Origin of the sequence: Bradyrhizobium retamae, assembly GCF_001440415.1 — a bacterium.
GTDB classification, from domain to species: domain Bacteria; phylum Pseudomonadota; class Alphaproteobacteria; order Rhizobiales; family Xanthobacteraceae; genus Bradyrhizobium; species Bradyrhizobium retamae.
The window spans coordinates 21,149-35,325 of record NZ_LLYA01000101.1 but is presented as its reverse complement, the minus strand read 5'-3'; the positions used below and the strand labels follow the sequence as shown (position 1 = coordinate 35,325).

15 protein-coding genes and 1 pseudogene are annotated in these 14,177 nt (G+C 63.1%); 10 read left to right on the top strand and 6 right to left on the bottom strand.

From position 1 onward, the window contains the following. Positions 1-126: 126 nt before the first annotated feature. Positions 127-702, top strand: coding sequence for a hypothetical protein (locus tag CQ13_RS11775; protein ID WP_057843061.1), 576 nt, complete (start codon positions 127-129; stop codon positions 700-702). A 227-nt stretch (positions 703-929) separates the two neighbouring features. Here CQ13_RS11775 and CQ13_RS40905 read toward each other — a convergent pair whose 3' ends face one another. Together CQ13_RS40905 and CQ13_RS45565 are read right to left on the bottom strand one after the other, a co-directional pair. Beyond that, complete coding sequence (locus tag CQ13_RS40905; protein WP_082637429.1) at positions 930-1,046, bottom strand: DUF3551 domain-containing protein; 117 nt, start codon at positions 1,044-1,046, stop codon at positions 930-932. A gap of 973 nt (positions 1,047-2,019) precedes the next feature. Next, entirely contained in the window at positions 2,020-2,742 is a 723-nt protein-coding gene (locus CQ13_RS45565; protein ID WP_057843059.1) for a hypothetical protein, read from the bottom strand. Positions 2,743-3,155: 413 nt separating this feature from the next. Here CQ13_RS45565 and CQ13_RS44985 point away from each other — a divergent pair, with 413 nt between their 5' ends. Next, positions 3,156-3,395, top strand: a complete 240-nt coding sequence (locus CQ13_RS44985) for a hypothetical protein (protein WP_057843058.1) — start codon at positions 3,156-3,158, stop codon at positions 3,393-3,395. Between the two features lie 2 nt (positions 3,396-3,397). Here CQ13_RS44985 and CQ13_RS11755 read toward each other — a convergent pair whose 3' ends face one another. After that, on the bottom strand, positions 3,398-4,732 hold the full coding sequence (locus tag CQ13_RS11755; protein WP_057843057.1) for a S41 family peptidase: 1,335 nt from the start codon (positions 4,730-4,732) through the stop codon (positions 3,398-3,400). Between the two features lie 198 nt (positions 4,733-4,930). Continuing rightward, complete coding sequence (locus CQ13_RS11750; protein WP_057843056.1) at positions 4,931-5,233, bottom strand: hypothetical protein; 303 nt, start codon at positions 5,231-5,233, stop codon at positions 4,931-4,933. 154 nt (positions 5,234-5,387) lie between these two features. On the opposite strand from CQ13_RS11750, the gene CQ13_RS11745 reads away from it, so the two are divergent. The 5 genes from CQ13_RS11745 (at position 5,388) to CQ13_RS11725 (ending at position 9,114) form a co-directional block, all read left to right on the top strand. After that, positions 5,388-6,014 carry an HAD family hydrolase gene (locus tag CQ13_RS11745; RefSeq protein ID WP_057843055.1) on the top strand — a complete coding sequence of 209 codons (627 nt, stop codon included), beginning with the start codon at positions 5,388-5,390 and terminating at the stop codon, positions 6,012-6,014. A 13-nt stretch (positions 6,015-6,027) separates the two neighbouring features. Beyond that, positions 6,028-7,239: a molybdopterin molybdotransferase MoeA gene (locus tag CQ13_RS11740; RefSeq protein WP_057843054.1), complete on the top strand. Its 1,212-nt coding sequence runs from the start codon at positions 6,028-6,030 to the stop codon at positions 7,237-7,239. 208 nt (positions 7,240-7,447) lie between these two features. Further along, positions 7,448-8,149, top strand: a complete 702-nt coding sequence (gene lexA, locus CQ13_RS11735; protein ID WP_057843135.1) for a transcriptional repressor LexA — start codon at positions 7,448-7,450, stop codon at positions 8,147-8,149. A 228-nt stretch (positions 8,150-8,377) separates the two neighbouring features. Beyond that, positions 8,378-8,800, top strand: a complete 423-nt coding sequence (locus CQ13_RS11730; protein WP_057843053.1) for a hypothetical protein — start codon at positions 8,378-8,380, stop codon at positions 8,798-8,800. Positions 8,801-8,886: 86 nt separating this feature from the next. Then, entirely contained in the window at positions 8,887-9,114 is a 228-nt protein-coding gene (locus CQ13_RS11725) for a hypothetical protein (protein WP_028345854.1), read from the top strand. A 7-nt stretch (positions 9,115-9,121) separates the two neighbouring features. On the opposite strand, the gene CQ13_RS11720 is transcribed toward CQ13_RS11725, so the two are convergent. Next, positions 9,122-11,416 carry a ComEC/Rec2 family competence protein gene (locus tag CQ13_RS11720; protein ID WP_057843052.1) on the bottom strand — a complete coding sequence of 765 codons (2,295 nt, stop codon included), beginning with the start codon at positions 11,414-11,416 and terminating at the stop codon, positions 9,122-9,124. A gap of 158 nt (positions 11,417-11,574) precedes the next feature. On the opposite strand from CQ13_RS11720, the gene CQ13_RS11715 reads away from it, so the two are divergent. The 3 genes and pseudogenes from CQ13_RS11715 (at position 11,575) to glnA (ending at position 13,728) form a co-directional block, all read left to right on the top strand. After that, entirely contained in the window at positions 11,575-11,832 is a 258-nt protein-coding gene (locus CQ13_RS11715) for a hypothetical protein (RefSeq protein WP_057843051.1), read from the top strand. A gap of 168 nt (positions 11,833-12,000) precedes the next feature. Next, positions 12,001-12,183 (top strand): annotated as a pseudogene (locus tag CQ13_RS11710) (hypothetical protein). A 114-nt stretch (positions 12,184-12,297) separates the two neighbouring features. After that, on the top strand, positions 12,298-13,728 hold the full coding sequence (gene glnA / locus CQ13_RS11705) for a type I glutamate--ammonia ligase (protein WP_057843050.1): 1,431 nt from the start codon (positions 12,298-12,300) through the stop codon (positions 13,726-13,728). Positions 13,729-13,769: 41 nt separating this feature from the next. On the opposite strand, the gene CQ13_RS11700 is transcribed toward glnA, so the two are convergent. Further along, positions 13,770-14,174, bottom strand: a complete 405-nt coding sequence (locus CQ13_RS11700; RefSeq protein ID WP_057843049.1) for a nuclear transport factor 2 family protein — start codon at positions 14,172-14,174, stop codon at positions 13,770-13,772. Positions 14,175-14,177 lie beyond the last annotated feature (3 nt).

The window sequence follows — 14,177 nt, the reverse complement described above, 5'->3', positions numbered from 1 at the left end:
AACAGACGTTCTCAGCCATTTCCGGCCATTCGCATAAATTGGCAGAAACCTTCTGTCACATGTGTTTTCGGGATATTCTGAGCACAGACGTACCCACGCGTTAAGCGCTTGTGGAGCATGTCACCAATGAAACGCTGTCTCGCTGCTTTCGCAATCGCCGCCAGCCTGTTCCCACCAGTTGCGCAGGCCAACGATGCCTTGGAAGCCAAGGTGCGGGCCTACGTTCCGGTCGTCTCCCTCGCCAAAGTATGTGACATAAGGATCAATGACGCCACCTTGGATGACCACCGCGCCATGCTCGCGGCGGTGAAATCCGACCCGAACGCCAACAAACTTGCCTACCGCCTTCATTATGAAACGCAGACGGCCTACATCAAGGCCCGCGACGGAGGTCAACGGGCCACCTTCTGCAAGGACTTCATCGCAGCCAACAGCCAATACGCCAAGGCGCGCTTCACCGCCGTGGTCGAGGACCACATGAGCGACGTCAGCACTAGTGTGCAGAAAGCGATTGCCCACAACGTCTGCGGTGCGCCCCCCGTCAAGCTGTCCAAGGCCGACTGGAAACCGTACGCGCAAATCAAAAGGATGCTTCAGATCGAGCAGAAGTTGGCCAAAGAAAAGGCCGAGACGAACGGCTGGAACGTCACCGAGGAAACGACGGCGGTCACGGAACAGTTCTGCGCGGCGATAAAAACCTGATGAGCATCACCGCTGCCAAAGTCCGATACAACAGGCGATGGCAACACGACGGCGACGATCGCGCGGCCCCGTATGCGAGCGCCGACGCAGCTTCGCGACCATCGATGCCGACGTCGGCAGCGACCGTCTGGGCGGCATCTGGTGATCCGCGACGATCCGGCTAGCGTGTTCGAGCCGGGCAATGCCCGATGGGGATTGCAACCCGGTATCGATGCGACGAGGTTAAGCTAGTACCGGAATGACTTGGGTTCTCGGACCTCCCGCCAATAACCTCGCCGCTGCTGCGCAAAGGCGACGAGCGGGTTGATCCCACAGTATGAGAAGGTGCCGGATGCGGTTGCCATGCATTGAATTGTAGGTCCAGAACGCGATGAAACGAGGAATGCGGTCGACGTGCGGTGCAGGATAGCACATGATGCGTCGGCGTTAACAGAGCGGCGGATTACGCGTTCGGCTCCAATCCGCCCAACGAGCTGAGCTGAATTCGTTAGCGGCGGGAATCTCTTGCGGCCTGTGCTCTCTTGTTCGCCTGTGACACCCGTCCAATCGTTGACCGCGGGAGCTTGATATTTCGTCGGCGACTCGGAATCGCCTTCATGCCTTCATGGGAAGTTGGCTCATTTGTCGGGCGGGAGAATTGCTGTGCTCTCCGAAGAGAAAGCGCTCGCCGAGCCGCTTCTCCCAGTTCCCTCCTCGCCTCAAACTTTTGGAGGCGTGCGAGTTCCTTGTTAACCCGCTTCAGGGCAGCCACGAAAACCTGCTTACGATGGAGAGAATGCTCGGCAGTCCCCGAAACGCTTTGGCCCCGCGGCTGGGCGGTGCCTTTGCTGATCCGACGCCGCTGGAAGGCGAGCGTACGCTCCCTGTCTCGGAGTTTTCTGAGCGATGATTTCAGGTTCTCAAGTGTCGCGCGATCCGCGTCACCAATTTCGGGATGATGAGAGGTCTGTACGAGCGCTTTCTCATCGTGATTCAGGATACTCAGCTCGAACTTGCAGGGTGCAGACATATGACACCTCATACATGCAATTTGTTGCCTTGGCGTCGCTGCGCCAATCAACTTTACCAATCATATCCACGGCGCGCTTCCGGGGCTCTCACGATAGCTTGAAGAACTGCGGTGATAGTCCTGGACTGGGACACGCTAGTTTTGTGACAAGCTCATTTGGAGAATGACTTGTGGCAGCATGTAGTCCAGAATGATCGCGGTTATATGCGGGGACTAGCCAAACCCGCATGTCGCTTCCGCCTACGCGTGCCTTGAGCTACGGCGGACAAGTCGCGCGTCTGGGCTACCAGACTCCCCAACTGCGACGGCTAGAGCCGCGCCTTCAGCGGCACTCGAAAAATCCTGAAGCCTTCAATATCGGGAAACCACTCGGCGGCTTGGCGCGAAGCCAATGTCAGGACCGCGGCCGGGACTTCGCCGCTGATCAGCCGGTCGATCGCCCCTCGCTGTCCTTCGCTGAACTGGACTTCCGCGGCTCCCGCCGCCATGAAGGCAGCGCTGACACGTCCGCTGGAAGCGGACTGCTTCTCCTCGATCGCGATGCTCTTGTTGTTCAGGTCGGATAACGAATTGATCTCCGGACGTGCGAGGACAAGCGCGACCAGATTGTCCGGCTCGTCAGCCGATGCCGACTTCGCGGCGTCGCGGTCCGGCTCTATTTCCGGATTGTCCAAATTGCTGGCCGCTTCCCCGATCGTTCCGATGGCCGTGACGAGATCGGCCATTCCGGTCGCTTCCACAACCTGCTGCTGTATGTTTCGTGTCGAGGAAGCAGGAGCACTCGCAGCCGCGGGAGGTGTTGCGGGAGTTTCGGATGCGGCAGGAGTTGCAGCGAGTTCGAGCGTGGCTGGCGGCGGCAGGGAGACCTCGGCCTTCACCTCCGACTTGGCTTCCGACGTCACCTCAGACGTGGCGGTCGCTGCGGACTGCGGCGCGGCGATGGCGCCTGACTGACCGGGCGCCAGCCTCTCGGGGATTTCCACCTTGCGCTCCGGCGACTGGACGCCAGCGACTGTTTTTTCGCGGGCCACGGGCGGCGTAGCCGATGGAAGGTTCTTGCTGGCTGCTGCGAGGCGGGAGCGGCCTTTTTGGCGCTTGACGGCTTGGCCTTCGATGCCGTCACGCCAGTGCGCGGCGTCGCGCGGGAAGCCGGTGCACCCTGCCTCTGCCTCGTCACGCGGGCGGGACTGGCGTGTTCTGGTCTTGTTTCCGGCTCGGCCGGTACCACGACAACAGTCTTGCGTTGCCCGCTATGCCGGGCAGATAATGCCTGATCAGACCAGGCCATGTAGGACTGGCACGCGCGGTTGCACGGCAGCCCATCGATATAAACGACGCCGGGTGAATCCAGCGGATTGGCCTGCAGGGCTCCACCCGAACAAAGGGACAAGATCAGGGCCGGCAAAATCCATCTTCTCGACATGACTGCTCCGTTCGAACGCGCATGGTGTTTGGCGCGAGCTACGAATGGATGGAGATGAGGTTTCAAAAAAACGATCTTGCTTTCCGGATCGCTACGCGCCTTGACGCATACTACGCGCTGATTGTTTCCGTCATTGCGAGCCACCCGGTCGGCGCAAAGCGCCGCCGGATGACAGTCTCCGCGAAGCAATCCATCTCTCCGCTCTTGGAGATATGGATTGTCTCGTCGCTTTCGCGCCTCGCAATGACGCGGTGGTTCTGAATTTAGTTCGGCACCGCCCGCTTTGCGGCCGTCGCCGCATTTGCATTGACGGCGCCGCCGCGCAGCAGGTTGAACGCGGCGTTGAGCGCCTTGTCGTCCTTTTCGTTCGGCGGGACGTAGGCTTGCGAGCCGGTCTGCTCGGCGCCGTCGGCGGCGAGGTGGCCGCGCATCGAGGCTTCGCCCTTCAGTTCGGCGCGGCCCTTGAGTTCGTCCGGCACGTCCTGCAGCACCTCGACATCGGGCGCGATGCCCTGGGCCTGGATCGAGCGGCCCGAGGGCGTGAAGTAGCGCGCCGTGGTCAGCGCCAGCGCGCCGTTGCCCTGCCCGAGCGGGATGATGGTCTGCACCGAGCCCTTGCCGAAGGTGCGCGTGCCGATCAGCGTGGCGCGCTTGTGGTCGCGCAGCGCACCGGCCACGATCTCGGACGCCGAAGCCGAGCCGCCGTTGATCAGCACGACCAGCGGCTTGCCCTTGGTGATGTCGCCGCCGCGCGCGGTGAAGCGCTGGGTTTCCTCCGAAGTGCGGCCGCGCGTCGAGACCACCTCGCCCCGGTTCATGAAGGTGCTCGACACCGACACCGCCTGGTCGAGCAACCCGCCGGGATTGTTGCGGAGATCGATCACATAGCCCGTTAGTTTTTCCGGCGGAATTTCCTTCGAGATGCTGGCGATCGCTTTCTTCAAGCCGTCGGTGGTCTGCTCGTTGAAACGGGTGATCCTGATGTAACCGATGTCGCCGCCGTCGGTCTTGAAACGGACCGGCCGCACCCGGATGATCTCCCGCACGATGGCGACGTCGATCGGCGCGGCGGCCCCCTTGCGCACGACCTTGAGGCGGATCTTGCTGTTGGTGGGGCCCTTCATCCGGCCTACCGCCTGTTCGAGGCTCATGCCCTGGATCACCTCGTCGTCGATCTGGGTGATCACGTCACCCGACAGCATGCCGGCCTTGGCCGCGGGCGTATCGTCGATCGGCGTGACCACCTTGACGAGGCCGTCTTCCATCGTCACTTCGATGCCGAGCCCGCCGAACTCGCCATGGGTGGTCTCCTGCATGTCGCTCCAGCCCTTCTCATTCATGTAGCGCGAATGAGGATCGAGCGCGGAGATCATGCCGTTGATGGCGCCTTCCATCAGCTTGGAATCATCCGGCTTCTCGACGTAGCTGGTCTTGATGCGCTCGAACACGTTGCCGAACAGATTGAGCTGGGTGTAGGTGTCGGACCGGGCCGCGGCCTTTGCCGCCGCCACCAGATGCGCGCCCTGAGGTCCGATCACGAGGGCGGTCAGACACGCGCCCGTCACCGTGCCGAGAAGAAAGGCAAAATTCCTGCGCATCGTGGAGCGTCCCTCTATCTCTACGGACGCCCACCATCCCTGTGAATCGGCGTCCCTGTCCCGGCCCCGCCAACTCACAATGGCTTTTTGGTCGGATCAAGGCACGTCGACCCGGAGCAATACGGTCGCTTTCAGAGTGTGAATAAAATCATCACGTTAGATAGGGAGTTCGTCATGCCCCGGGCTTGCCGGCATCTTCTACTTTGCCGCGCCTTCGGCGGATTTGGCCTTTGACTTCGCTGCCGGCGCCTTGGCCGCCGCTTTCGGCGGTGCGCTGTCGCCGCGCATGGTCCCCCAGGGGTCCGAATTCTTCTGCTGCTCGGGGATGTTGCCGAGCGACCTCCGGTAGGCCCGCTCGGCCTCCTTCTCGGCCGCGATTTGCGAGGGCGTCTTGGGCTTGTCCTCCTCGCCGTATTTGGGGGGACCTTGTTGGGCGGCAGCGGATCCGGCCAATAAGGCGATCACGGCGACAGCGCCCAGGATTCTGCCAACAACTTGCATGCGACTACTCCCTGAAATTGGCCCGAGAAATTGGTCCAAGAAACTGGCCCGAAGCCTTAGCACAGCCTGCGTACGGGCTTAAGCGCCGGATTGGGCTGCGACGCAAATCACCGTGGCCGTTGCCGAGGCCGGTCCGGTTTTGTAAACGACTGCCATGAATTCGCCGCCAGCGCCCCATTCCGTCGACGCCTTGCTGTTCGACCTCGGCCGTGTCGTGCTCGATATCAGTTTCGATGAGGTAATGACGTGCTGGGCTGGGCATGCCGGCTGCGCGCCGGCCGACCTCGCCGGACGCTTTGTGGTGAACGACAGTTTCAAGCACCACGAGACCGGCCGGATCGACGATGCGGCGTTCTTTGCGAGCCTGCGCCAGTCGCTCGGCATCGGCATCACCGACGCGCAGTTCCTGGAAGGCTGGAACGCGATCTTCACCGGCGAGATGCCGGGAATTTCGTCGCTGCTGGCGCGTGCAGCAAAACGTCTGCCGCTCTATGCTTTTTCCAACACCAATCCGGCCCACGTCACGCATTTTTCGCAGGCCTACGTGGACGTGCTCAGCCATTTCCGCCAGATATTCCTGTCCTCCAGCATCGGTTTGCGTAAACCCGACGCCGAAGCCTATGATCATGTGGTAAAAGCGATCGGCGTGCCGGCGTCGCGGATCCTGTTCTTCGACGACTCGGCTGCCAATATCGAAGGTGCGCGGGCGCGCGGCCTTTCTGCCATCCACGTGACATCGACGGATGACGTGGCGAGGGCACTGACCGCACTTGGAATTTGAGGGAGGTCTGCCCGTGGCGTTGATGCCGGTTGCCGATGCATTGTCTGCCATCCTTGCGGGCGCCGATCCCCTGCCCGAAGAAATGGTGGCGCTCGATGACGCGTATCACCGCATTCTCGCACGCGACGTCGCCGCGCGGCGGACGCAGCCGCCGCAGCCGATGTCGGCGATGGATGGCTATGCGGTGCGCGCGGCTGACGCCGCCGATGTCAGCGCACGGTTGAAGGTGATCGGCGAGGTCGCCGCAGGCCGACCATTCGAGCGGAAGGTCGGCAAAGGCGAAGCGGTGCGGATCTTTACCGGCGGCGTGATCCCCGATGGCGCCGACGCCGTCATCATCCAGGAAGACACTGGCGTCGACGGCGATCATATCACCATCACGGAAGCAGCCGTTCCGGGGCGGCATATCCGCGCCGCGGGCGTTGATTTCCGCGAAGGCGACGTCCTCCTCAAACGCGGGCGCCGCCTCACCGACCGCGACCTCTCGCTCGCCGCCGGCATGAACTGCCCGGAGCTTGCGGTGCACCGCCGCCCGAAGGTTGCGATGCTGGCGACCGGCGACGAACTGGTGATGCCGGGTGCAATCCCCAGCCCCGGCCAGATCGTCTATTCCAACGGCTACAGCTTGCGGGCGCTGGCGCGGGCCGAGGGCGCAGAAATCATCGACCTCGGAATCGCCGCCGACACCGTCGCCGCGACCACAGAAGGCATCCGCCGTGCCCGCAAGGCCGACGCGGACATCCTGATCACCCTGGGCGGCGCGTCGGTCGGCGACCACGACCTCGTCAAGCGGTCGCTGGAGGCCGAGGGAGTCGGCATGGCGTTCTGGCGGATCGCGATGCGGCCGGGCAAGCCGATGATGCATGGCAGGCTGGAGGCGATGCGGGTGATCGGCCTGCCCGGCAATCCCGTCTCCTCCTATGTCTGCGGCTTCCTGTTCCTGGTGCCGCTGATTCGCGCTCTATCGGGCCGCGATACCATCCATCACCGGCGCGAAAGCGCGCTGCTTGGCCGCGATCTCGCCGCCAACGACCAGCGCGAAGACTATCTTCGCGCCAGTCTCGAAGCGCGCAACGACGGCACGCTGGTTGCCGTGCCGGTGAACCATCAAGACTCGTCGCTATCAGGGAATCTCGCTGCGGCACGTGCGCTTGTGATACGTCCGCCGTTCGCGCCGGCTGCCGCAAAGGGATCGCGTTGCGAACTGCTCCGACTGCCGGAATGACGCCGGAACGGCGCTCTAACAGCACCTTGGTGCCGGAACCGCAATGCGTTCACCTGAAATTAAGTGGTTGCGGAACACATATCGAACATATAGTGTCCGTTCATGATTTGTTTCGACGGCTAGTGTCCTTGATTGAGAGTTTGGGGACTCCACGATCTGGGCTCTGAAGATTCGGAACGAGACGACGCCAACCGGGGGATTGCTCGCGATGCTTACGCGCAAACAGTATGAACTTCTGCGTTTCATCAATGAACGGCTGAAAGAGGCCGGCGTGCCGCCCTCCTTCGACGAGATGAAGGACGCGCTCGATCTGCGCTCGAAATCCGGAATCCACCGCCTCATCACGGCGCTGGAGGAGCGGGGCTTCATCCGCCGCCTGCCCAACCGCGCCCGCGCCATCGAAGTCATCAAGCTGCCCGAGCTCGCAGCCGCCGCCAACAGCCGCCGCGGCTTCACGCCGAGCGTCATCGAGGGTACACTCGGCAAACGCACGGTGAGCGCGCCGGCCGCCGAGGACGACGGCAATCGCCCGGTCGCCGTGCCTGTCATGGGCCGGATTGCCGCCGGTACGCCGATCGAGGCGCTGCAGACCCGCAGCCACACCATCAGCGTACCGCCGGACATGCTCGGCTCCGGCGAACATTACGCGCTCGAAGTGCGCGGCGATTCCATGGTGGACGCCGGCATTCTCGACGGTGACATGGCGCTGATCCAACGCAACGAGACCGCCGACACCGGCGACATCGTCGTGGCGCTGATCGACGAGGAGGAAGCCACGCTGAAGCGCTTCCGCCGCCGCGGCGCCTCGATCGCGCTCGAGCCCGCCAACACCGCCTATGAAGTCCGCATCCTGCCGCCGAACCGGGTCCGGATTCAGGGCAAGCTGATCGGGCTCTACCGCAAATACTGACCCGTTATGCCGTCCGGGCCGTGACGGAAAAGAGCCCCGGCCCGCGGCCGGGGTTTTTTGTTGCGCGTTTGGAACCAACGCCCGTTAGCGCGTTTGTGAATGTGGCGCAGCGCGCCAGTCGCAGAATTGCCAAGAAACGAGAAAAGGCTCTGCGCCATGTCCACTCTGATAGAGGCCTGTGCCTCCTTCTAGACACGGGTCAGCTATCTCAAACGAGGGAGCCATCCGATGTGTGACTATAGCCTGCATGCTGTGGCTACGCGGCCTGCCGAGGTCGGCGAGACGCTGATCACCACGACATTCCGCGGTACATCGACCCGCGGCTTTGCGTCGGAACGCGAGCCTGCAGTGGCGGTCTGCATGCTTCCCGGCACCGAATTGGCGTTCGCTGAGGACGTCAGATACGACAACCGGTGGATCTGGACTCGAACCACCGACTGGCGGGTCGGCAAGTTCAATCAAATCGACCCCCATATCTCCGACCGTCACCACGACGCGATCGAATTTCCCGACGGAAGCCATGTGCTGGTGACGCAGCTTTGCGAAGGCCAGCGCGCGACCGTGCTGCAATTGCCGGTGGTCCAGACCGGTGGCGAACGCGCGCCGAAGGTGACGGAAGCGCCTCCGGCCGAATCGATCGTAACCGGATAAACGCCCACGCGCATACGATCCGCCGGCCCAGCCCGGCGGATCGTGGTGGTACATTTTTCAGAACTCGGCACCGCAGGGGGCAGTCGGTGGTCAACAAGGTTACGTGGCAAAAAGCCGGGCGCGTCACTGAGCCCGGGCGGTACATGTTCAGGTACGGCTGGCTCACCATCACGGCGGAAGATCTCGCAATCTGGCAGCAATTCCCCGACGCATCGTTCACGCTGGTCGCTCTGCCGTCGGCGCCCGACGCGCCCGAGGAATTCCATCTCGGCGCGTTCGAAATACCAGCCAAGCCCACGGTCGACGAGCACTGACGCCCGTCTACTCCTCCGCCTGAAGGTCTGCCTCGGCCGGCGTGGCATCGACGCTGCGCGGTGGCACGACGCGCGGCGCAAGCACGGTGGTGTCGGCCGCGCTCTCGTCAGCCGTAGCCGGCGACCATGGGCGATCGATCCCCCTCGGCTTGACCGCCTCGACGACAAATCCCTCGCGGCTACGCCGCAACGCCATGGCACCCTGGCGCCGCAGCCGTTCGGCATCGATAATCGAAGCCGCGCATGATGCGGGCGCCTGCCGCAGCGTCACAATGATTGCCGCGCGCTCGCAATCGTCCGAAAATGCCTCGGACCTGAGCGCCTGCGCGACCAGGCCGCCGCCGGCGGATTGCACCACGCAGCCAAGATCGTCGCATGAGACGCCTGACGTGAGTGAGGCGTCAGCCGCGGTTCGCGCGTCCGCGTCCGCCGCCAGCCACTCCTTCAGGAGGAAGACGTCCCGAGACCCCTTGGCCGCGTGCATCAAATGCAGCCGGCCGTCCTGGCCGCGCACCCCGACATTGCGTCCGTCGGCGGAAATCAGGATATCGGGCTGCGGCACCCTCGCCGCCCACAGCGCCGCTGACAGTACCAGCGCCGCACCCGACCACCGCAGCGGCGTGCGCAACAGGCCGAGCAGGATGATGCCGAGGCTCGCCGCAAGCAGCGGGCCGATGCCGAACGCCGGCACCCGGCCGACCGCGCCGGGTAACGCCGCGACCCATTGCGTCACCGCAATCATCCAGTCGATGCCGAGCCCCATGATCGTCCAGAACAGCCGATCGAAGCCGAACGGCATCGCGACGAGGCCGAGCAAGCCCGCCGGCATCACCAGCGCGGAGACCACCGGCATCGCCGCGAGGTTGGCCAGCACGCCGTAAGGCGTGACCCGGTGAAAGTGAAAGGCGGCGTAAGGCATGGTCGCAAGCCCCGCTACCAACGAGGCCAGCAACAGCATAGTGACTTCGCGGCCGCCCCACAGCGCTACGCGCGCTGTTGCGGTATGATCCGCCGTCGCCAACAGGCGCGGCATGCCGATCTGCACCAGTGCAACGAGCCCCAACGTCGCCGCAAACGACATCTGGAAACTCGGATGTACCAGCGCTTCCGGCGCGACCGTGAGCACGATCAGGGCCGCGACCGCGAGCGTGCGAAACGTAATCGCGCGGCGATCGACCATGACGGCGATCAGCACCACGGCCGTCATGAAAAACGATCTTTGCGTCGCGACCTCGGCGCCCGACAGCAGCAAATAAAACGCGGCGGCAACGAGGGCCGCCGCCGCCGACCACTTCTTGATGGGCTGGCCGACCGTGAGCACAGGATACAGCGCCAACAGCGCCCGGACCGCGAAAAACACGACGCCGGCAACAACGGCCATGTGGTAGCCGGAGATCGACAGCACATGACCGAGACCGGAGATAAACATCGCATCGTTCACCGGCGGCGAGATCGCATCGCGCCGCCCGGTCAACAGAGCGGTCGCAATCGCGCGCTTGTCGCCCTCCAGCGTGGTCCTGATCCGCGCGTCGATCGTATCGCGCAGTCCCTGCATGAATGCCGAATAGCGCAGACGGAGCCCGCCCGTCGCTGGCGGCTCGGTGGTCTTGATCGCGCCCATCACGAAGCCGGAGGCGCCGATGCCGGCGAAAAACATGTCGCGGCTGAAATCGTAGCTCCCCGGCCGCACCGGCGCGAGCGGCGGCAATAGCCGCGCCTTCAATTCAACGAAGCTGCCGACCGGCGGGGCGGTGCCCTTCCTTACCGAGAGCCGTACGCGCTCCAGCTTCGTCGTTCCGCGCGCGCTTTCCATGGTAACGACGCGCAGGACAAAACGGTCGGTGCGCTCGCGAATGTCGCGCGTCTCGACAAAACCCGTCAGCGACACCGAAAACATCGGTCGCGCCAGCACGCCGTGCGCGATCCGCGCGGTCTTCCAGGTCACTATCGCAAAGCCCGCGGCGACGGCCGCGATCATCACCGCAGCGGGAAAGAATTTCTGCCGCCGCAACAGAACCGCCACCGCGCACAGCGCGATCGCCACAATGGCAGCCACCGACAGCACCGGCTCATGATCGGCGGCGAAGTAAAACGCAATGCCGGTACCGAATGCGACAGGTACCCACGGCAGCAAGCGGCCGGCACCCGCTTCGGCGCGTGCCCATGTACGCAAGGTCTCGATCAGCGGCGGCCAGAACGCGCGACGCGACGGCAAAATGCCGCCGACCGGCGCCGCAACGCGCGGCGGCCAAGTGCCGGCATAGCCCCGTTTTCGGCCCGACGTGTCGCCCTGCTCCGCCACCGAGCCCTACACCTTACGATCTCGTGGAGACCGCAAGACTACCGGACGCTGTATTCAGCCCGCTAGCGGAACGGAAGCAGAAACCTGAAGAAATGCACGCCGGCTGGGGTTACAGTCGAACGCTATGGATTGAACCGGAATCGGGACAAAGAAGCGACATGAAGCTTGCGGCCAGCCTTTTATTTACGGTGATCTTGATCACCTCTCACGCCAATGCCGCCACTCCAGAGCAATGCCGCTTCATCGAAGCGCGGGCCGAGCGCGAGGCGTGCTATCAGCGCCAGGAGATCGCACGTGCTGCCCGGCAAAAGGCGAACGAAGCCCGGCAGGCCGAGCAGCAAAAGCCCTACGAGCCCATGACGGCGGACGACGCCCAGCTCGCAAAGTCCCTGCGCAGCATTTGCCGGGGGTGCTAGGCGGCCGGCGTCACGTTCCAATCCCGCCAGCCCACCACCCGGAAACCGCTCTTGCAAGTGCGCCGCAGCAGGATGCACACTGTGCGCGCATGACCAGGTGTCAACGTCTACGGCTCTCAGCTCGACTGGAATTTACGGTTGCGCTCAGAACGAGAGGAGCATGACCCCATGCGAGAAACCGAAATCCACGACTATGCACGGCAGTTGCTGGAAGCGCATGGCCCCAAGGCCATTGCGGAAGCGGCCCAGAACGCCATCGAACTCGAGGCAAAAGGCTAGGCCGAACTGGCCAGAACCTGGCGGCATATCGAAGACGCGATGAAGCTCATGCGCGGGCCGCACCAAAGCTGAGGCTGCCGGCGCGGCAACGCAGAACGTGGTCCAAGACCCGTCGCAAGCCGCTTCGCCACGGCTGAATGGCGGCACGACCTCCACGATGCGCCTCTCCATGACAGGAGTGAAGCCATGTTTCCGAAGTGTGCGACAGCCGAAGACCTCGTGAAAGCGATCAGCGACGAGAAGGTGCAGATGATCGATCTGCGCTTCACCGACTTGCCTGGGGTATGGCAGCATTTTTCCATCCCGCCGGGTGCGGCGAGTATCGACGCTCTCAGCGAAGGCATTGGATTCGATGGCTCATCCATCCGCGGCTTCCAGGAAATCCAGGAAAGCGACATGCTGGTCGTGCCGGACCCGACCACGGCCTTCCTCGACCCGTATTCCCCTTCATCGACCCTGGTCCTGATCTGCAACATCCGCGACCCCGTGACCGGTCAACCCTATAGCCGTGACGCCCGTTACATCTCCCAGAAAGCCGAAATCAACCTGAAGGGCACCGGCCACGCCGATACGAGTTACTTCGGCCCAGAGGCGGAGTTCTTCGTGTTCGACGACGTGCGCTACGGACAGGGGATCAACTACGCCTTCCACGAAATCGATTCCAGCGAAGGCAGTTGGAATACGGGCAAGGAGGAAGCGCCAAATCTGGGCCACAAGCCGCGCCCCAAGGAGGGATATTTTCCCGTTCCCCCGACCGACAGCATGCAGGCTCTCCGCACCGACATGGTGCTGACGATGGAACAGCTTGGCATCCAGATCGAAGCCCATCACCATGAAGTCGCGACCGGCGGCCAGAACGAGATCGACATGCGCTTCACTACACTCACCCGCATGGCCGACAATCTGATGATGTATAAATACGTGGTGAAGAACACCGCCCGCGAGCACGGCATGACCGCAACGTTCATGCCGAAGCCGCTGTTCGAGGACAACGCCTCGGGGATGCACGTTCACCAGTCCCTGTGGAAGGGCGAGACCAATCTGTTCTACGACAAGGGCGACTATGCCGAGTTGAGCCAGCTCGGCCGCTACTACATCGGCGGTCTGTTGACCCACGCCTGGGCACTGTGCGCGCTTTGCGCCCCCACCACGAACTCCTATCGGCGCCTGGTGCCCGGCTATGAGGCTCCGATCAATCTGGTCTATTCCCAGCGCAACCGGTCAGCCTGCTGCCGGATTCCGATGTATTCGCCGAACCCGCGGTCAAAGCGGGTCGAGTTTCGCTCGCCGGATCCCTCCTGCAATCCCTATCTGGCCTTTGCCGCGATGCTGATGGCCGGTCTTGACGGCATCACCAGCCGGATCGATCCGGGCAGCCCGATCGACAAGAACCTGTATGACCTGCCGCCTGCCGAGGCAAAGGACGTGAGGTCGACACCGGGATCGCTGGATCAGGCGCTTGACGCGCTCGAGCGCGATCACGCCTTCCTGCTCCGCGGCGATGTGTTCACGGCCGACGTGGTCGAGACCTGGCTCGACTACAAGCGGAAGAAAGAGGTCGATCCGATCCGGCTGCGCCCTCATCCATACGAGTTCCATTTGTATTACGATATTTAGAACGGGATGACGCAGGGACCGCGTCCTGACGCGCAACCAGCCTACGGCTCAATCAGCGGTGTCTTCGACGAGACATGATGGCTGACTATCTTCCATTCGCCGTCTTCGCGAACGATCACCCAGGTAATTTTCACCACCAGCGGCTCGGCATCTTTCTCGATAGCGAAGGACGCTGTGCCCGCGACGTTGATCAGGTCGGGAGCCGCCTGCGCGGTTTTGACATCGGTGAATTGGACCGATGGCGACTGCCATCGCGGCAGCCCTTCGAAATAGGCCTTAACGCCGTCATTGCCGCAATAGAAGTTCGGCTTCGAGCCGAAGAAGAACGCGTTTTTCGAATAAAGCGAGGCGAGAGCCTTGGCATCCAGCCCGCTGAAAGCCTTCGTCCATTTTCCCATGATGCCGGCGACGATATCTTCGGTCGCAATCCGTTCGGATGACGCCATCGA